Below are 18,146 nucleotides of genomic sequence, written 5' to 3'. Positions count from 1 at the left end.
AGCTAGATCGATTTTTTATTTCGATCGAACGAATATCCAGTAAATAGAAGTTTTATCCTCTAACTGAATAGTACTATTGCTCACTATATTAGATACCAAAGCACGGCCGGCTGAAGTTTTAACCCTTTACGTGAAACAGTTTAAAAAAACTTATCCAAGGAGAAGTCTATGAAAGACTTAATCTCAATACTCAAGGACACTCGTCAACATCTAATGACAGGTGTGTCACACATGATCCCATTTGTGGTTGCAGGGGGGATACTGCTCGCGATGTCGGTCATGCTTTACGGTGAAGGTGCCGTTCCTGAAGAGGGCACGTGGTTGCACGATCTCTTCTTCATTGGCGTCGCTGGCTTCCAACTCATGGTGCCCATCCTTGCGGCTTACATTGGTTACTCAATTGCGGATCGCTCAGCACTGGCACCATCGGCGATCGCTGCGTTTATCGGCGCAAATATGTACAACACGGGCTTCTTTGGTGCGATCTTCGCAGGCCTGCTTGGTGGTATCGTGGTGTTCTATCTTAAGAAGATCAAAGTGCCGTCTTACGCTCGCTCTGTCATGCCGATCTTTGTTATTCCAATCATTGGTACCTTCGTTACCGCTGGTGCGATCGTGTGGGGTATTGGTGAGCCAATTGGTGCGGCTACTGCTGCGCTAACCGACTTCTTAAAAGGTATGCAAAACGAGAGTATTGTTCTGCTCGCTATCATCATGGGTTTAATGATTGCCTTCGATATGGGTGGGCCAGTCAACAAAGTGGCTTATGCGTTTGTCATCATGTGTGTCGGTGAAGGCATCTATAACGTAGCGGGTATCTCTTCAGTTGCGGTAGCCGTTCCCTCTGTCGGCATGGGCTTAGCGACTTTCTTAAACAAAAAGTTGTACGACTACAGCGAACAAGAAGCGGGTCGAGCATCGATTTTAATGGGCACTATGGGTATCACTGAAGGTGCGATTCCGTTTGCCGCGGCAGACCCACTACGTGTACTTCCATCCATTATGGTTGGTACAGCCGTTGGCTCCGCAACCGCAGCAGTACTTGGTGTAAAAAGCTACGCAGCATGGGGTGGGTTAATCGTATTGCCAGTAGTTGAAGGCCGCTTTAGCTTCATCATCGCACTTGCTGTGGGCTCGTTCGTAACGGCGCTTCTTGTCAACTTTTTAAAAGCTCGCCGCCCAGTGGTGGCAGAGAAAGAAGAATCCGATGACCTCGGTCTTGATATCGAGATTGGTTAATCCAGCAAACGGGTTAATGACTAGGCGAGTGATTCGCTCGCCTAAAAAGCAAACACAAAACAAGTAAAAAACGAATTAAAGAATTATCCAAAACATTATAGGAAACAAGATTATGACTTCTATCGTAGCAGTAACAGCATGTCCTTCGGGTGTAGCACACACATACATGGCAGCAGAAGCTATTGAAGCAGCAGCTAAAGCAAAAGCTTGGTCTTGCCAAGTTGAAACTCAAGGTTCAATCGGTATCGAAAACGAGCTAGATGAAAGCACCATCAAAGCAGCAGATATTGTCATTCTAACTAAAGATATCGATATCAAAAACTCGGAACGCTTTGAAGGTAAGACTATCGTTCGCATCGGTGTAAGTGACGCAGTAAAACGTGCAGCAGCGGTGATGGATAAGATTGAAAAACACCTGGAATCGGTAACGGCTTAATCACCCATTAAGCGAACGGAGCAGAGAGGCTTGTGTTTCTCTGCTCTGTATAGCTAAGTGACTCTCTACCGGGTTACTTAGCTATACAAAACCACTACATCGCTCAACAACTAGGTATTCTCAGGAGTCTATATATGAGTACCCCACGCATAGAACGTCTTAAATCTGCACTGTTTGCTGCAAAACGCCAAATCTCACTGGAGCGTGCATTGCTGTACACAGAAAGTCATAAGCAAACAGAGGGTGAGCCGACGCTGATTCGTCGTGCCAAAGCGACCGCCTATGTAATGGACAATATTGAAATCTCTATCCGAGAAGATGAGCTGATTGCAGGTAACCGCACCGTTCAACCTCGAGCTGGTGTTGCTTCACCGGAAATGGACCCATATTGGATTGAGAAAGAGTTAGATATTTTTGAATCCCGTCCGCAGGACAAGTTCTTTATCTCAGAGCAGGACAAAGCCGTCTACCGCGAGCAACTGCTTCCTTACTGGGCTGAGCGTTCGATGAAAGATTTCATTAACGCACAAATTCCTGAAGCGGTAAAACTGGCGGTTGGACAGAATATCTTTAGTGTTAATCAGACAGATAAAGGCCAAGGTCACATTATCATCGATTTTGATCGTCTGCTAAATAATGGGTTGGGAGCGCTTTTGGATGAACTACAAAGCCTGAGCCTGAGCCAACCCGAAAATGATTTTTTCAAGTCGGTTGTGATCTTACTACAAGCATCCATTCGTCATATTCATCGTTATGCGGAACAGGCTGAGAACATAGCGCTCACGATGGAAGACGAACAACGTAAACAAGAACTGAATAAGATTGCGGCTATCTCTCGCAAAATAGCAACGGAAAAACCAAGCGGGTTCTACGAAGCGTGCCAGTTGTTCTGGTACATGAACATCATTCTCCAATATGAATCGAATGCGAGTTCTCTGTCGCTCGGTCGCTTTGACCAATACATGTTGCCATTCTACGAGCAGTCATTGGCGTATGGTGAGTCACCAGCATACTTGCGTGAACTGTTAGAGAGTCTGTGGATCAAAACTAACGATATTGTCCTTCTGCGTTCTTCGAGCAGTGCGAAGTTCTTTGCAGGTTTTCCAACAGGTTACACCATCTTGTTAGGTGGTTTGAGTGAAGTCGGGCGCAGTGCGGTGAACACACTCTCGACCTTGTGTTTGGATGCGTACCAAAGCGTGCAGTTGCCACAACCTAATCTGGGCGTGCGTGTAAACGAGTTCATGGACCGTGGCTTCTTGATGAAAACAGCAGAGACGATTCGCCTGGGTACGGGCATACCTCAAATCTTCAATGATGAAGTGGTGGTGCCAGCCTTCCTAAACCGTGGCGTGTCACTAGAAGATGCGCGTGATTACTCGGTTGTTGGTTGTGTGGAGCTTTCGATTCCAGGTAAAACTTACGGTTTACACGACATCGCGATGTTCAACCTGCTCAAGGTGATGGAGTTGGTGATGCAACGTAACGCTGATAACCCAGACGTTAGCTTTGACAGCTTAATCGCTGAGATTCGTGAAGACATCAAGCACTACGTAAAGTTGATGGTCCAAGGTTCTAACATCTGCGATGTGGGTCATCGTGATTGGGCCCCGGTACCGCTTCTGTCCTCATTCATCAGTGATTGTATTTCGAATGGCAAAGACATCACTTACGGCGGGGGGCGCTACAACTTTTCAGGTGTTCAAGGCATCGGTATTGCCAATCTATCTGACTCTCTTCATGCACTTAAGCGCTATGTTTTTGAAGATAAACGTTGCACGTTCAAAGAATTTATCGACACATTAGACAATAACTTTGAGGTGCCAAACGGTGAGAAGATCCGTGCTCGCTTGATGAATAAGTACGAGAAATACGGCAACGACAATGATGAAGTTGACGCTCTTGGTTCAGAATTGCTGCGTTTGTTCTGTAAAGAAGTGGAGCAATACGAAAACCCTCGTGGAGGTCAGTTCACTCCGGGCTCTTACACGGTTTCTGCTCATGTACCGTTGGGTGCAGTTGTTGGTGCAACCGCTGATGGGCGTTTATCGGGCGAGCAGCTTGCCGATGGTGGTTTGTCACCCATGTTAGGTAAAGATAAGTTGGGTCCAACGGCGGTACTGAAATCAGTCAGCAAGCTAGATAACTACTTGCTGTCAAACGGCAGCCTACTCAACGTGAAGTTTACCCCAGCGACGCTGGAGGGCGATCAAGGCTTAAGCAAACTGTCTGACTTTATCCGCGCATTTATGAAGCTCAAATTGCAGCACATCCAATTTAACGTATTAAATGCGGAGACGCTGAAAAAAGCTCAAGAGAAGCCTGAAGATTACTCAGGGTTGGTGGTTCGAGTTGCGGGTTACAGTGCATTCTTCGTTGAATTATCGAAAGAGATTCAAGATGACATCATTCGAAGAACTGCCCATGTGCTGTGATCCGATGCCCGACACCGTAGAGAATAGCAGTAGTGCGCGTATTTTTAACATCCAGCGTTACTCGCTCCATGATGGGACGGGAATCCGAACCGTGGTGTTCTTCAAGGGGTGCCCCCTTAGCTGCCCATGGTGTGCCAATCCTGAGTCTCGCTCACACAAAACTACTTACATGCGTCGCAAAGCGCTGTGCCTTGAGTGTGATGATTGTGAGATGAACGTGGAAGAGTGCCCAAGCGGTGCTTACGAACAAATTGGCACCGACATGACGCTGGATGAAGTGCTGGCCGAGATAGCAAAAGACGACGTGTTCTTTGATAGTTCAGATGGCGGTATTACGTTATCTGGTGGGGAAGTATTGAGTCAGGCGCACTTCGCGATTGAACTTTTAACCAAGCTAAAGCAGCTCGGCTATCGCACTGCCATAGAAACCTCAGGTCATGGTAGCAGCACACAACTCAGTCGCATTGGCGCGTTGTGTGATGAAGTGTTGTTTGATTTCAAAATTATGGATGCCCAAAGAGCCAAAAGCATTATTGGGTTGAATGTTGAGAAGGTACTCGGGAACTTCAAAATGCTGGTGGAGCAAGGGTGTAATGTGATTCCGCGTCTGCCGCTTATTCCTGGTTATACCTTGGATTTAATCAATATCGAGAGTGTTTTGAGCTTTTTAAAACCTTTCGATATCACAGAGATTCACCTGCTGCCATTTCATCAATATGGCGCAAGCAAATACGAGTCATTAGGAATGGAATACTTGATGAAAGACGTTCCTGTTCCTAGCAAAGCTGAAGTGGAAGCCATCCGCAGCCATTTGCAGGCAAACGGATACCAAGTAGTCATTGGAGGCTAATATGAAAAAGAAAATACTGATCACCGGGGCGAGAGGCTTCTTTGGAACGCGTTTTATCAATCGCTATGACAATGATTTCGATATCTTGGGTCTGGATGTTGATCAACTGGATATCACTGATAAAGCCGCTGTGGATGCTACTTTCGCAGAGTTTCAACCTGATTACGTCATTCATGCAGCGGCAATTGCCGTGACAGATTTTTGTAATAAGCACCCGGAAGTGGCGCATAAGGTGAATGTTCAGGGCGCAATTAATGTGGCCAATGCATGTAAAGCGGAAGGTTCAAAGCTGGTCTTTATCTCCACAGAGCAAGTCTTCAATGGCAATACAGAAGCGGGTCCGTACCGCGAGTCAGACACACCAGTGCCAGACACGGTTTATGGTCAAAATAAACTGGAAGCCGAAGGTGAACTGAAATCAATTTTAGAAGAAATGTGGATTCTGCGTTTTACATGGCTATTTGGTTTGCCAGAGCGTAATACCACCATTAATCCCAATGTGGTGTGGAATGTGATGCAAGCACTGACTAACGGTGAGGTGATGCAAGAGCGCCGTAATGAGTTCCGTGGTTTAACGTACGTGCATGAACTTATTGATCAATTTCCGAAGATCTTCACCATTCCATATGGTACTTACCATACGGGCGCGCACAACCCAGCGAGCCGCTATGAGATTGCGGAGCATATATTGACTGAGCTTGGTCAGAATGCACGTTTAGAAAGTTTACTGCAAGCCAATGATATGCCGAAAACGCGCGATGTCAGGCTCGATACCAGCAAGCTAGCCGAGCAGGGCGTGGTCTTTACCGAGAGCAAAGCCGCTATCACTAAGTGTTTAACAGAGTTTCACTATATCTCTGAATAAGAATCCTCAGCACAAAGCAACTGAGAAAAGTTATTCATCAAAGAGAGAGATTCAGGCGATTGTTTTACGCTAGCCAGCAGTCGCCGTTTAAATTAGGAGTTGTACTATGATTTTAATGCTAGACACCGCAAGCATCGAAGCGATTAAGAAAGCCGTTGATCTTTACCCTATCGAAGGTGTTACTACTAACCCGTCGATTATCGCGAAAGAGAATCGTCCTCTAAAAGAAATCTTGTTAGATATTCGTGAGATCATTGGTGAAGAATGCACTTTGCACGCTCAGGTGATGGGCAAAGACGCGGAAACCATGTTAAAAGAAGCAAGAGCACTACGCGCAATTGATCCTAAGATAATCATTAAAGTGCCCGTGACGCCACAAGGCATCAAAGCGATGAAGTTGATTTATGAGGAAGGTATTCGCATTACCGCGACTGCAATTTTGACTCCGCAACAAGCGCTGATGGCGGCGAAAGCAGGGGCTGAATTCCTCGCGCCTTATGTAAACCGTCTGGACAATATTTGTGGTGATGGTGTTGCCGTTGCTGTTGAAATGGCACAAATCATCAAAAACTACAATCTAAACGCGAAGGTGCTTGGCGCTTCATTTAAGAACGTTCAACAAGTGCATCAATTAGCGTTGTCTGGCATTCATTCAGTGACGATTGCACCGGATGTGTTTGATCAGTTGCTTGTCCACCCATTAACTGACTCTGGTGTTGCAGGATTTGTCGCAGACTGGGATGCGGTTTACGGCGAAGGTACCAACGTTCTCGACGTTCTTTAGTGTGATCCAGTACACGCTCTAATCGTTTGTCCGCTTGGTTGTGACGTAAAGCTGACCAGGATTAAGAATGACCATGCTTAATGAGTTAAACTCATTTATAAGCTTGGTCTTTTTATTTTTATATTATGAAAATAGTTGGTGTAACCGCATGTATTAGCGGTGTAGCGCATACTTACATGGCTGCCGAAGCGCTTGAAAAAATGGGGCGCAAACTCGGTCACAAGGTAACGGTTGAAACTCAGGGAGCATTGGGGAGTGAAAACCAATTAACACAAGATTTGATTGATTCTGCGGACGTTGTTGTGATCGTTTCTGACATCAATATTGAAGGTGCGGAACGATTTGAAAATAGCCGAGTAGTGCGCTGTGCCATCGCGCATTTTTTGCGTCGTACCGAAGAGGTGATGGGAGCGATTGACAAGATCCGCCAAGCCCCCCGAGGTACTGAAATCAGTTTTTGATCGTTACTCTTCTGCAACATGAGCACTGAGATATTGTGCTCGATATTCTGATGGCGAGCGCTCGGTTTGCGCTCGAAATACCCGACAAAAGTAGTTACTGTCTTTGAAGCCACAACGGTGCGCCACTTCTTTTACCTTCATATCGTATTCTACCAATAAGAACTTGGCGCGCTCTAAACGAATATGGTTTAAGTGTTCATTGAACTTGATTTTCCCTTCTTTTTGGAACAGTTGCGAAAGGTAGTTCGGCGATACGTAAAAATGCTCTGCTACGGATTCTCGCGTCAATGGCTCTTGGTAGTGCTGTTCTAAATAATCTCTTACTGACTCAAACAACGCGTGGCTTTTAGATGGTGTTTCTAGTGGCTGTTCAATGAGATCCACAATGTGACTATACAGTGAACTTACCAAAAGCTTCATCGTGGCTTGCGATTCGATTTGTCGAGTTAATTCTTCCAATGCATTGAGAATAAACGTCCCAACTCGTGGTCCGCGGCGCAGCACGGTCTCCTTTATTGCAGAGTCGAATGTCTCGCCATCCCAGCTCAGCAGGCTTAAACCAAAGCTCTGTTTACCCACCATGACCGTCATGGTCACCACAGGATTTTTGCCCCAGCTCGGTTGGTTCCAGCTCTCTGCTGGCAAGTAAATTACATCACCTTGTTTGAATACTCTCTTCTGCTCGACACCAGTGTGGCTGCCAAGTTCTATTTCTAACTCACCAAACAGCACCATTTCGATACGCGGAAAGTGAACTTGAAAAGCAAGTTGAGGCGGTTTAGGCAGACTGCCCGCACAAAACACATTGTTGATATCACCACTCAAGTTTTTGTAATGGTGAAGAGATTCAAGGAGGTAATCTTTATCGAGCATGAAGGGGAACCAGAGAAGTAAATAACCATTCCAGTATATGTCATTCTTTCTTGGCGTTGCTAGATACATTTTTCTCTATTTGTGAAGCAAGCTGTCTTGAAATGGCTGCGAGTAATCAGTGCGGATTATATATAATTTCATTGATTTATAATGCCTTAGCTTCGGCTTTGTATCGTCATCACAGTTTGGCTTTCTAAAAACAAATGTCCAGTTAGACGAACAAATATGCTGTGTACTGAAAGTTATTGGGTTGCTATTTTGTATTTATTCCAAGTCGAGATGTGCTCTTGAACTTTGCAAAAAATCGAATCAGTTATCTAGGAGTTATTATGCTTACCACAACTATTTTTCCGGGACGTTACGTTCAGGGTAAAGATGCTCGTAAACAACTTGGCACAGAGCTAAATCGCTTTGGTAAAAAAGGCTTGATGATCTGCGACCCGTTCGTCTACGACACATTGTTGACAGAATTTGAACCATACCTAGAGAACGTAGAGGTAGAAGTGGTTCGATTCGCTGGTGAGTGTTCTGACGAAGAAATTGCTCGATTGACGGCTATGTTAAAAAGTTTTGAAGGCGAATTTGTGGTTGGCTTAGGTGGCGGCAAAACCATTGATACGGCGAAAGCGACATCTCACGAAGCGAAAGTGCCTGTTGCAATCGTACCAACCTTGGCCGCAAGCGATGCGCCTTGCAGTGCTCTTTCTGTTATCTACACCGAAGAGGGCGAGTTCAAGCGTTACCTGATCCTTCCTCAAAACCCAAACTTAGTTTTGGTTGACACCCAAATCATTGCTAAAGCACCAGTTCGCCTACTTATCGCAGGTATGGGCGATGCGTTAGCAACATGGTTTGAAGCAGAGTCTTGCCAACAAAGCTTTGCCTCCAACATGACAGGAAATGTTGGATCGGTTTCTGCTTATGCATTGGCTCGTTTGTGCTACGACACCTTGCTTCAATATGGTGTGATGGCAAGAACCGCCAATGAACAAGGTGTTGTTACGCCAGCACTGGAACGTGTTGTTGAAGCGAACACTTTGTTAAGTGGTTTAGGTTTTGAAAGTGGCGGTCTTGCGGCGTCGCATGCAATTCACAATGGCTTGACGGTTCTAGAGCCGACGCATGCTTTTCTACACGGTGAAAAAGTGGCGTTCGGCGTGTTGTCTTCTCTGTTCTTAACCGATAAGCCTGCAGAGACCATCGCAACAGTATATGACTTCTGTGAGCGCGTTGGTTTGCCAACAACTCTCGCTCAAATTGGTTTAGAAAACGTATTTGATGAGGATTTGTCAGCGGTAGCTGAAGCTGCGTGTGCAGAAGGGGAAACCATTCACAATGAATCTCGTACCGTGACGCCGGACATGGTGTTTGCCGCAATGAAAGCAGCGAACGCAGAAGGACTTCGTCGTAAAAGCTAAGTCTATTTTGAACTGAAATCAGCCCTGCTTGTTACCTGTGTATGAGCAGGGCTGATTAACTTTGGAGAACAGAAATGATCACGATTCCTTTTACCGGTTTGTTGTTTGACTTAGACGGTACCCTGGTCAACTCTATTCCTTCTGTCACGCGATCTTGGACGACTTGGGCAACCAAAAAAGGGCTGGAACCCGAGTATGTATTGTCTCGCATTCACGGTCGTCCTGCGATTGAATCTATTTCTGAGCTTTTGCCGAATGCTTCACCGCAAGAAATTCAGGATGAAATGATATGGATGGAAGAGCTGGAAGCAACAGATATAACGGGCATCAAGCCAATTGCTGGCGCTAGAGAGTTACTGCATCACCTTAATGAGCTCAATGTGCCTTGGGCAATAGTTACGTCGGGAACCATCCCTGTTGCGAGTGCGCGGATCAAAGCCGGTAATTTACCCATGCCGAAAGTACTGATTACCCCTGAATGCATTACCAAAGGGAAGCCAAACCCAGAACCTTATCTCAAAGGTGCAGAAGTGCTTGGATTGAACATCGAAAGCTGTATCTGCTTTGAAGATGCTAGTGTGGGGGTACGTTCCGGTAAAGCAGCGCAGGCAAAGGTCATCGGAGTACTAAGTCATGGCGAAAAAGAGGCATTGTCAGAGGCGGATTTTGTCATTGATTGTCTGCACGAAGTGACGATCACCAAACAAGATCCGACAGAGCTTCGGTTAACTGTCCATCGCCTTTTGTAACGTTCAACGATTTCTAAAATTTCTCATTGTCTTTAAGACGAGGCCGCTTATGTCGATTTCAAAACTCGATACAGTTATCCAAAACTATAAATGGGGGAGCAAGTCCTCCATTAGCCAGATGTTTGGTGTGGAAAACCCAAACTCAGAGCCACAGGCGGAGATGTGGATGGGCGCGCATCTCAGTGGCTGCTCTAGGATCAAAGAAACGGGCTTGCCGCTCTCTTATGTTATCGGCGAAAACAAGGTAGCGGTGCTTGGCGATTACACCAGTTCTCGATTTGGTGAACTGCCGTTTTTACTCAAAGTGCTCGCGGCAGATACACCGCTTTCTGTTCAGGTTCATCCAAAGAAAGCCAAAGCTCAGGCCGGTTTTGAAAGAGAAAATGAGTTGAAGATTCCACTTACTTCTGAACAGCGAAACTATAAAGATCTTAACCACAAGCCAGAGCTGGTCTACGCGTTAACCTTTTATGAAGCAATGAACGGTTTTAGACCTATCGAGCAGATCGTTGCGTTATTCAAGGAAGCCAATATCTCGACTCTTGAGAAAGAATTGGTTCAGTTGGAAAATAATCCTAATCCAGAGGGTTTAAAGGCATTTTTTACATTCATTATGTCACTCAGTGGTGATAAAAAGCAGCAAGCGTTAACGGAGTTGTATACAGCTCATGAAATCGCTCCAAAAACCGCGCTCAGCCGGCAAGCAATGCATTACAGCAAGGTGTTTAAGCAGCATTACCCTGATGATGTAGGTTTGTTCGCACCATTGATGCTTAATATTATCGAACTCGCACCCGGCGAAGCTATGTTTCTGCATGCAGAAGTGCCTCATGCATATATTCGAGGAACGGCTTTAGAGATTATGGCAAACTCTGATAACGTGCTTCGTGCTGGTTTGACCCCCAAACACATCGATATTCCTGAGTTAATTGATAACACCAGTTTTGTCGCAATGACGCCAGAAAAGTTGATTCTGAACCCCATTGTTAAAGAGAACAGACTGACATTTTCTGTGCCAGTAGATGATTTCAGTTTTGATATTGTGTCGGTGAATAATGATGAATCGACTCAGTACCTAAGAAGTGCTGAGATCCTCTTTTGTATCGAAGGTGAGGTGACTATTTGCTCAAACACGCAAAGCGTTAATGTCCAAGCCGGAGAGTCTATATTCATTACTAATGACACTAAGTGTTATCACTTTCATGGGCGTGGAATTCTTGCACGGGCTTATAATTAATCACCGAAATGCTTGTACCTATGTTCGAGTAAAATGTAATAGACACCAAGTTAAAGTCGTTAGAGCTCTTTCTTGGTGCCTGCGGTGAATGTCACCTGGCCAAAGATAGTTTAAGTCGTTTAGCTTGAATTCTGGTTGTCTGAAATGATGAACAATGTCCCTAAAACGCATTTTCCAGGATAAGCTGGGGGGTACATGTGCTAGTTAGCAACCTTAGGTTTAATTTGAGTGAAAAGTGACACATCTATGGTCAGCTGTAAGAATGAATTTTACAGCTGACAGGTTTGTAACTTCAATTTGGTGACGTCATGTCAACTCATGGTGCACATAAGACATGAATTATTTGATATGCACTTGGCGCTTATGTTGTTTTATCGTGCAAACTACAGATAACGTAATCCAAACCACCGACAATGGCGGCGACCTGAGCAAGGTTACACTCTTCATCGGTCACTCTCGGGCTGTCCGGGTACACTTCGGTGGTGGTGCCGTACTGGCAGTTGGTCACGCTGCCGCATAAACCCAGCTGCTTCATCGGGTAGTTGATCACGCCGGGCTGCACCACGGGTGAGCCGATGATCTCACCGTTTTCATCCGCCGGGGCGATATGGGTAACCTTGGCGACAGATTCGATCACCGCTTTTTGAAACTCCGGCTGAGGGTTTTCACTGTCCCCCACGGTGTAGAAACCATCCGGGATCATCCCTTCAATGTACTGCTGGCCATCGCGCGCCGCCAGGGCCGGGCGGAACTCGCTTTCGTCAGAATCCGTGGTTTCGTGCAGGTCGAAATGGACCCGGATATCACCAAGGGTTGCGACCAACTTGATTAGCTGTGCCGCCTCTTCTGCCGGGCTGTCCGGGTAGAAGGAACGGTTAGGATCGAGGGAATCTGGGTTCCAGCGGTTGATCACTTCATAACCCCACGGGCTGACACACGGAACCACCACTATATTAAAGTGCCTGGTATATCGGTCGGCCTGCGTGTCGAGGAACTTAAGTGCTCCCTGTACGCCGCTGGTTTCATAGCCATGCACGCCACCGGTGATCAAAACGACGGGCTTATTGTTGTCCCATTGGCGGGTTTTAATGCAAAACAGTGGGAAACGCGTTTCGTCGTAAGATAGCGCACCATACTGGTGGACATCGAACCGACCCCGCAGGGCATCAATCTTTGCTATAACCTGCTGGTGATAACTGCGCTGGACGGTTTGACGGGCCAGCCAGGCCTGGCGTTCGGCGGCGCCCCATTTCTGACCGGGAGTGCCAATTGGATAAGTGGATTTATTTTTCATCTAGGTTGTTTCTTTTATCCGCTTGAAGGTAAGACAAGACTAGAGGTCTGCTATCTTGCTGGTAACCGTAAATACGAAATGGCGTTGTTTTATGTTGGCAATCATTACTTTGCTGACTGAAGTTGTGGTGTTACATTTTGTAGTATATTCAACGTAATGAAGAGAGAGCGATGGCAGGTGCGAGTTTACTGACACTGTTAGACGATATTGCTTCGGTATTGGATGACGTGGCACTGATGTCTAAGGTGGCGGCCAAGAAGACCGCGGGCGTGTTAGGCGATGATTTGGCGCTTAACGCCCAGCAGGTCTCAGGGGTGGCGGCTGACAGAGAACTCCCGGTGGTGTGGGCGGTGGCGAAAGGCTCGTTCAGGAACAAACTGATCCTGGTGCCTTCGGCATTGTTGATCAGCGCGATTGTCCCCTGGCTGATCATGCCGTTACTACTGCTGGGGGGATTGTTTCTCTGTTTTGAAGGGGCGGAGAAAGTGTTAGAGAAACTTTTTCCTTACCACCACCCGGATGAGGAACAAACGGCGACGCTTGAGGCCGGGGAGTCAATCGCCGAGTATGAGCGGCGGAAAGTCGCGGGTGCGATCCGTACCGATTTTATCCTTTCGGCAGAGATCATTGTGATCGCGTTGGGTACCGTTACCGGAAGCAGTATCATTACCCAGATCCTGGTCGTCAGCCTGATCGCGGTATTAATGACGATTGGGGTGTATGGCCTGGTGGCGGGGATCGTCAAGCTGGATGATTTAGGTTTCTATCTCGAGCGTCGGTCTCGGGGGGCTGGGCTGGGCGCTAAACTGGGAGCCGGGTTGATTGCATTTGCACCAAAGTTGATGAAAATGCTGACGGTCGTTGGTACGGCGGCGATGTTTTTGGTCGGTGGCGGGATTGTGGTTCACAACGTGTCTGCGGTCCATCATCTGATAGATCCCCTGCTCATGACATTCAGTAACCATAGCGTTATGTCAGTGCTGTTACCGATAGTACTTAATGGTTTGATCGGGTTAGTCGCCGGTCTGCTGGTGGTCGCGGCCTGGAGCGGGATTGAGAAACTGCGCAGCCGGTAACACTGGCCAGAAAGAGAGCGGCAATAGTCAGGTACAAAAAAGGTCATGATGACAATCATGACCTTTTTCTTAGTGCGATTGGGGTTATTTTACCGTCCAACCGATTGACTCACCGGCACGGATCGGCACGACGATGTCCTCACCAAACGGCATTGACTCCGGTACGTTCCAGGACGCTTTGGTTAAGGTCACGCTGTCCTGATTGCGTGGCTGGCCATAAAAATCCGGGCCATTAAAGCAGGCAAACGCTTCCAGGTTTTCCAGTTTGCCTTCGTTATCAAACACTTCAGCGTACAGCTCCAGTGCAGCATGGGCAGTGTAAGAGCCGGCGCAGCCGCAAGCGGATTCTTTTGCCCCTTTGGCGTGAGGTGCTGAGTCGGTCCCCAAGAAAAACTTCTTACTGCCACTGGTGGCCGCTTCAATCAGTGCTTGCTGGTGAGTGTTGCGCTTGAGGATTGGCAGGCAGTAGAAGTGCGGTTTGATACCACCGACCAGCATGTGGTTGCGGTTAAATAGTAGGTGGTGGGCGGTGATGGTGGCCGCAACGTTATCAGACGCGTTGTTCACAAACTCTACTGCGTCAGCCGTTGTAATGTGCTCCAGCACGATTTTTAGGTTCGGGAAGTCGTTGACGATCGGAGCCAGTACGGTTTCGAGAAATTGTTTTTCACGGTCAAAAATATCCACATCGTGCGATGTGACTTCACCGTGCACCAGCAGTAACATGCCCACTTCTTCCATCGCTTCAAAAACGTGGTAAATATTTTTGGCATTGGTTACGCCAGAATCTGAATTGGTGGTGGCACCGGCCGGGTAGAGTTTTGCCGCCACAATGTGGCCGGTTGCTTTGGCTTTGCGGATCTCTTCGGGCGTGGTGTTGTCAGTCAGGTAGAGCGTCATCAGTGGTTCAAACTGCTCACCGTGTTGCTCGGCCAGAATTCGCTCGCGGTAGGCGAGGGCCATCTCAGTATTGGTCACCGGTGGGACGGTGTTTGGCATGATCAGCCCCCGGCCATTGTAACGGCTGATATCGCGAACGGTATCTTTAAGAACGGCACCATCGCGTAAGTGAACATGCCAGTCGTCAGGACGAGTGATTGTCAGTGTTGTCATTGAAAGCTCCCACCATTGAAAAGTTGTCTGATTGGAGCCTAAACGCGCTGTTTTACTTTGGGCAAACGCTTGCGCTTAGGCGACAGGATGATAGAGCAAAAGTCACCGCATTGCATCCCATTTCTGTTTTTTTCTCAGTCAGACGGTTCACTGGTGAGTTTCATCGTCACCCAGAATGCATGAATGCAGCCCGGAAGGAAGAAGAGGAAAAAGGTGAGGAACAGATTGATCAAAAAGTGCTTGTCAAAACCTTTGACCATGTATACCGCCGCGGGCGGGAGGCACAGACACAGGAGAATAATAAGGATTTTTCTGCTCGGCATAATGAGGCCTCCGGTGAAAAACACAGTATGGACAGGTGGTTGTCGGAGCGGAGAGGAAGGTGAGCGTTCACCGACTACCGGTACATTGGGTTTTTAAGTTTCAAGCATATACCTATACAATAGCCCAATCTGCTAACGAGCGACGTTTTTTTGACGGTGTCCAGTTTCAAGCAGATATTGAGGAAACATTTAAAGGAAGAAGGTTATGTCGCGCGCTGTGTTGTCACAAATCAATGTATTCCCGGTGAAGTCCGTTGGAGGTATTGCCGTCTCATCGGCCTGGGTAGAAAAACAGGGCCTCAGTTTTGACCGCCGTTTTATGCTGGCGACCGCAGATGGAGCCATGGTGACGGCGAGAAAGTACCCGCAGTTGGTGACGGTAAAATCGGCATTGCTTGCCGATGGTATTGTGTTTAGCTGTGACGGTTATGCGTCGCTTAGGCTGCGTTACCAAAAGTTCAAAATGCAGCCAACGCCGGCGACGGTATGGAAAGACACTTTTACCGCCTACACCACCAATGACGAGGCGGATGACTGGTTTAGCCAGATCCTGGGAGTGCATGTCGAGTTGTTGTTTACCGGTGAGCAATTTAACCGGATCCGGGAAAAGGTGGGTCACAATGTCAGTTTTGCCGATGGCTATCCGCTGCTGGTGATCAGCGAGGCCTCGCTTGAGGAGCTGAACCGTCGTAGCTCTGAACATCACACGATGGATCAGTTCAGAACCAACCTGGTGGTTGCTGGTAGTCAGCCGTTTGAGGAAGACCGCTGGAAACGGATCCGCATAGGCGAAGTCGAATTTGAGTCGGTTAAACCTTGTGAGCGTTGTATTTTGACCACAGTGGATACCGAGAAGGGAACATTTCGTACCAGTAAAGAGCCGCTGAAAACCTTGTCTCAGTTTCGCGCCAACAAAAGCGGTGGTGTGTTTTTTGGCCAAAACTTAGTGGCACGCAATGAGGGCATGATCCGGGCCGGCGATACGGTGGAAGTCCTTGAGCACAAAGAACCGGAAAGCTATCCGGATAATGCTTCTGAGCGTCTGATCCTGACTTGTGTTGAGCGGGAAGAGATCGCTCGCGATTTTGTTACTTTCTGGCTGGAGCCATGTCAGGGCGTGTTACCAAACTATCTGCCGGGACAACATCTGCCGGTAGAGGTGAACTTGGACGGTGAGAGTTTATCGCGTCGCTATACGCTTTCATCCAGTCCCTCCCGTCCGGGGCGCTACGCGATTTCAGTGAAAAGAATTGCAAGCGGAAGAGTGTCCAACGCATTGTTGGATGACTTTCAGGTAGGGGATAGATTAACGGCTGAAACCCCGGATGGGGAATTTCACCTCTCACAACATCAAACTCAGCCCCAGTTGCTGCTTTCGGCTGGCAGCGGTATTACACCGATGTTATCAATGCTGCGTTATCTTGCGGATCAGGATCTGCTGGAGGATGTGGTGTTTTACCATCAGTGCCGCAGCGAAGCGGATATTCCGTGTAAAGAGGAACTGGCCGAGCTTAAACGCCACCATCCTGGCCTGGAAGTTAAAATCTGTTTGACCCAACCGGCCAGTGACTGGCTTGGGTTGAAAGGTCGTCTTAGCTTGTCACATATCAAGCAGATAAAAGATGTCGAGCGGCGCCAGGTTTTTGTTTGCGGGCCGGACGGCTTTATGCAAAAGGCCAAAAACTTGCTGCTTAAGCGGGGTGTAGCAGAAACCAATTATCATCAAGAAGCGTTTGGCGTGGCTTTACCTGCTTCTGAGCGGCGTAAAGAGCTCAGTATTTCTTACAACGGTCATCAGTTAACAGGCAATAATCAACATACCTTGCTAGAGCAGTTAGAGGAGGCTGGGCTGCGGGTTTCTCACAGTTGCCGGGCAGGTTTATGTGGTGCATGTAAGGTAACGATGAAGTCCGGCCAAGTTCACCATCCGGATGTGCCGGCGTCCAGTAAGGAGGAGCGCGCCATGGGCACTATTCTGGCGTGTTGCGCGGTGCCTGAGAGTGATGTTGTCATTGTTGACTAGCGATTCTGCCTACAAGTGCAAAAAAAACCGCTGCATAATTGCAGCGGTTGTACGGTTAAACTTGATGCCAGAAGCAAACGGCTTTAATCGAAGTTAAGCCATCTTGTCCTGTCTGTCAGCGATACCTTGTTAGTCATAGATGGTCGGGATAGGCTGGCGTTTATGTTGGGTGATTTTATAAATTCTCACCAGTCGTTCGACTACATCAGCGGATACCGGCTTACCTTCTAAAAAGTCATCAATCTGATCATAAGTCAGGTTAAGGGCATCTTCGTCGGCTTTTTGCGGTGTCAGCTCCTCCAGATCGGCGGTCGGGACTTTCTTAACTAATAGCTCTGGCGCGCCTAGCGTTGCCGCCACTTCACGTACCTGGCGTTTGTTTAAACCAAACAGTGGTGCGAGATCACAGGCACCATCACCAAACTTAGTGTAGAAGCCGGTGATGTTTTCTGCCGAATGGTCGGTTCCCATTACCAGGCCTCCCACGTAGCCGGCAATTTCATACTGGGCGACCATGCGTGCACGGGCTTTGACGTTGCCTTTGACAAAATCCACCTTCGCAGGATCAGATGGCTGCAGAGCGGTGCCTTGCAATGCCGTGTTTGTCGCAGCATGGAGCCCGTCAACACCGGGTTTGATGTCCACTGAAACAGAATGGGTCGGCTTGATGAACGACAGTGCAAGCTGGGCTTCGTCTTCGTCTTTCTGCTCACCATATGGCAGGCGCACTGCAATAAACTGGTAGTCGTTACTGCCTGTTTCTTCATTCAACTCATCGATGGCCAGCTGTGCCAGACGTCCAAGCGTGGTGGAGTCGACCCCACCACTGATGCCAAGCACCAATGATTTACAGCCTGCTTCCTGAAGCTTACGTTTAATAAATGCAACGCGGCGCTCAATTTCAAAGTGTGGATCGATGGACGGTAGCACGCGCATTTCGTCACGGATGGATTGTTCCATTTAGGGTTCC

The 18,146-nt window shown here is 47.7% G+C and carries 17 protein-coding genes; 12 read left to right on the top strand and 5 right to left on the bottom strand.

Annotation, left to right across the window (positions count from 1 at the left end; all coding sequences use genetic code 11):
- The first annotated feature begins 168 nt into the window (after positions 1-168).
- From P2G85_RS16015 to P2G85_RS15985, 7 genes are all read left to right on the top strand, one after another.
- Complete coding sequence (locus P2G85_RS16015) at positions 169-1,239, top strand: PTS fructose transporter subunit EIIC (RefSeq protein WP_275865068.1); 1,071 nt, start codon at positions 169-171, stop codon at positions 1,237-1,239.
- A gap of 112 nt (positions 1,240-1,351) precedes the next feature.
- Positions 1,352-1,675, top strand: a complete 324-nt coding sequence (locus P2G85_RS16010) for a PTS fructose-like transporter subunit IIB (RefSeq protein ID WP_275865067.1) — start codon at positions 1,352-1,354, stop codon at positions 1,673-1,675.
- 134 nt (positions 1,676-1,809) lie between these two features.
- Complete coding sequence (locus P2G85_RS16005) at positions 1,810-4,110, top strand: formate C-acetyltransferase (protein WP_275865066.1); 2,301 nt, start codon at positions 1,810-1,812, stop codon at positions 4,108-4,110.
- Positions 4,076-4,960, top strand: coding sequence for a [formate-C-acetyltransferase]-activating enzyme (locus P2G85_RS16000; protein WP_275865065.1), 885 nt, complete (start codon positions 4,076-4,078; stop codon positions 4,958-4,960). Before P2G85_RS16005 ends, P2G85_RS16000 begins: the two co-directional genes overlap by 35 nt.
- A 1-nt stretch (position 4,961) precedes the next feature.
- Positions 4,962-5,825, top strand: coding sequence for an NAD(P)-dependent oxidoreductase (locus tag P2G85_RS15995; protein ID WP_275865064.1), 864 nt, complete (start codon positions 4,962-4,964; stop codon positions 5,823-5,825).
- 106 nt (positions 5,826-5,931) lie between these two features.
- Positions 5,932-6,609: a transaldolase family protein gene (locus tag P2G85_RS15990; protein ID WP_275865063.1), complete on the top strand. Its 678-nt coding sequence runs from the start codon at positions 5,932-5,934 to the stop codon at positions 6,607-6,609.
- Between the two features lie 125 nt (positions 6,610-6,734).
- Entirely contained in the window at positions 6,735-7,070 is a 336-nt protein-coding gene (locus P2G85_RS15985; RefSeq protein ID WP_345795429.1) for a PTS fructose transporter subunit IIB, read from the top strand.
- A gap of 3 nt (positions 7,071-7,073) precedes the next feature.
- On the opposite strand, the gene P2G85_RS15980 is transcribed toward P2G85_RS15985, so the two are convergent.
- On the bottom strand, positions 7,074-8,012 hold the full coding sequence (locus tag P2G85_RS15980) for an AraC family transcriptional regulator (protein WP_275865062.1): 939 nt from the start codon (positions 8,010-8,012) through the stop codon (positions 7,074-7,076).
- A gap of 260 nt (positions 8,013-8,272) precedes the next feature.
- Here P2G85_RS15980 and P2G85_RS15975 point away from each other — a divergent pair, with 260 nt between their 5' ends.
- The 3 genes from P2G85_RS15975 (at position 8,273) to manA (ending at position 11,347) form a co-directional block, all read left to right on the top strand.
- On the top strand, positions 8,273-9,361 hold the full coding sequence (locus tag P2G85_RS15975; RefSeq protein ID WP_275865061.1) for a glycerol dehydrogenase: 1,089 nt from the start codon (positions 8,273-8,275) through the stop codon (positions 9,359-9,361).
- Between the two features lie 74 nt (positions 9,362-9,435).
- Complete coding sequence (locus P2G85_RS15970; protein WP_275865060.1) at positions 9,436-10,110, top strand: HAD-IA family hydrolase; 675 nt, start codon at positions 9,436-9,438, stop codon at positions 10,108-10,110.
- 49 nt (positions 10,111-10,159) lie between these two features.
- Positions 10,160-11,347 carry a mannose-6-phosphate isomerase, class I gene (manA, locus tag P2G85_RS15965; protein ID WP_275865059.1) on the top strand — a complete coding sequence of 396 codons (1,188 nt, stop codon included), beginning with the start codon at positions 10,160-10,162 and terminating at the stop codon, positions 11,345-11,347.
- Positions 11,348-11,708: 361 nt separating this feature from the next.
- On the opposite strand, the gene P2G85_RS15960 is transcribed toward manA, so the two are convergent.
- A complete protein-coding gene (locus P2G85_RS15960; protein ID WP_275865058.1) occupies positions 11,709-12,641 on the bottom strand; it encodes a M14 family metallocarboxypeptidase in 933 nt (310 codons plus the stop codon).
- A 170-nt stretch (positions 12,642-12,811) separates the two neighbouring features.
- On the opposite strand from P2G85_RS15960, the gene P2G85_RS15955 reads away from it, so the two are divergent.
- Positions 12,812-13,717: a DUF808 domain-containing protein gene (locus P2G85_RS15955; RefSeq protein ID WP_275865057.1), complete on the top strand. Its 906-nt coding sequence runs from the start codon at positions 12,812-12,814 to the stop codon at positions 13,715-13,717.
- An 84-nt stretch (positions 13,718-13,801) separates the two neighbouring features.
- On the opposite strand, the gene pyrC is transcribed toward P2G85_RS15955, so the two are convergent.
- Both pyrC and P2G85_RS15945 read right to left on the bottom strand, forming a co-directional pair.
- Complete coding sequence (gene pyrC, locus P2G85_RS15950) at positions 13,802-14,830, bottom strand: dihydroorotase (RefSeq protein ID WP_275865056.1); 1,029 nt, start codon at positions 14,828-14,830, stop codon at positions 13,802-13,804.
- 134 nt (positions 14,831-14,964) lie between these two features.
- Positions 14,965-15,153, bottom strand: coding sequence for a YqaE/Pmp3 family membrane protein (locus P2G85_RS15945; protein WP_275865055.1), 189 nt, complete (start codon positions 15,151-15,153; stop codon positions 14,965-14,967).
- A gap of 205 nt (positions 15,154-15,358) precedes the next feature.
- On the opposite strand from P2G85_RS15945, the gene P2G85_RS15940 reads away from it, so the two are divergent.
- A complete protein-coding gene (locus tag P2G85_RS15940) occupies positions 15,359-17,176 on the top strand; it encodes a hybrid-cluster NAD(P)-dependent oxidoreductase (protein WP_275865054.1) in 1,818 nt (605 codons plus the stop codon).
- A gap of 129 nt (positions 17,177-17,305) precedes the next feature.
- Here the strand turns inward: P2G85_RS15940 and nadE are convergent, their stop codons facing one another.
- Positions 17,306-18,136, bottom strand: coding sequence for an ammonia-dependent NAD(+) synthetase (nadE, locus tag P2G85_RS15935; RefSeq protein WP_275865053.1), 831 nt, complete (start codon positions 18,134-18,136; stop codon positions 17,306-17,308).
- Between the last annotated feature and the right edge of the window lie 10 nt (positions 18,137-18,146).

It is taken from the genome of Vibrio sp. CAU 1672 (assembly GCF_029223195.1).
Classification (GTDB): Bacteria; Pseudomonadota; Gammaproteobacteria; order Enterobacterales; family Vibrionaceae; genus Vibrio.
The sequence above is the reverse complement of the archived record's forward strand: the minus strand, read 5'-3'. Positions and strand labels throughout refer to the sequence as shown.

Bases quoted from the DNA above. Each gene is read 5' to 3' on its own strand.
- P2G85_RS16015 (WP_275865068.1), top strand. From the start codon at position 169: ATGAAAGACTTAATCTCAATACTCAAGGACACTCGTCAACATCTAATG.
- P2G85_RS16010 (WP_275865067.1), top strand. From the start codon at position 1,352: ATGACTTCTATCGTAGCAGTAACAGCATGTCCTTCGGGTGTAGCACAC.
- P2G85_RS16005 (WP_275865066.1), top strand. From the start codon at position 1,810: ATGAGTACCCCACGCATAGAACGTCTTAAATCTGCACTGTTTGCTGCA.
- P2G85_RS16000 (WP_275865065.1), top strand. From the start codon at position 4,076: ATGACATCATTCGAAGAACTGCCCATGTGCTGTGATCCGATGCCCGAC.
- P2G85_RS15995 (WP_275865064.1), top strand. From the start codon at position 4,962: ATGAAAAAGAAAATACTGATCACCGGGGCGAGAGGCTTCTTTGGAACG.
- P2G85_RS15990 (WP_275865063.1), top strand. From the start codon at position 5,932: ATGATTTTAATGCTAGACACCGCAAGCATCGAAGCGATTAAGAAAGCC.
- P2G85_RS15985 (WP_345795429.1), top strand. From the start codon at position 6,735: ATGAAAATAGTTGGTGTAACCGCATGTATTAGCGGTGTAGCGCATACT.
- P2G85_RS15980 (WP_275865062.1), bottom strand. From the start codon at position 8,012: ATGTATCTAGCAACGCCAAGAAAGAATGACATATACTGGAATGGTTAT.
- P2G85_RS15975 (WP_275865061.1), top strand. From the start codon at position 8,273: ATGCTTACCACAACTATTTTTCCGGGACGTTACGTTCAGGGTAAAGAT.
- P2G85_RS15970 (WP_275865060.1), top strand. From the start codon at position 9,436: ATGATCACGATTCCTTTTACCGGTTTGTTGTTTGACTTAGACGGTACC.
- manA (WP_275865059.1), top strand. From the start codon at position 10,160: ATGTCGATTTCAAAACTCGATACAGTTATCCAAAACTATAAATGGGGG.
- P2G85_RS15960 (WP_275865058.1), bottom strand. From the start codon at position 12,641: ATGAAAAATAAATCCACTTATCCAATTGGCACTCCCGGTCAGAAATGG.
- P2G85_RS15955 (WP_275865057.1), top strand. From the start codon at position 12,812: ATGGCAGGTGCGAGTTTACTGACACTGTTAGACGATATTGCTTCGGTA.
- pyrC (WP_275865056.1), bottom strand. From the start codon at position 14,830: ATGACAACACTGACAATCACTCGTCCTGACGACTGGCATGTTCACTTA.
- P2G85_RS15945 (WP_275865055.1), bottom strand. From the start codon at position 15,153: ATGCCGAGCAGAAAAATCCTTATTATTCTCCTGTGTCTGTGCCTCCCG.
- P2G85_RS15940 (WP_275865054.1), top strand. From the start codon at position 15,359: ATGTCGCGCGCTGTGTTGTCACAAATCAATGTATTCCCGGTGAAGTCC.
- nadE (WP_275865053.1), bottom strand. From the start codon at position 18,136: ATGGAACAATCCATCCGTGACGAAATGCGCGTGCTACCGTCCATCGAT.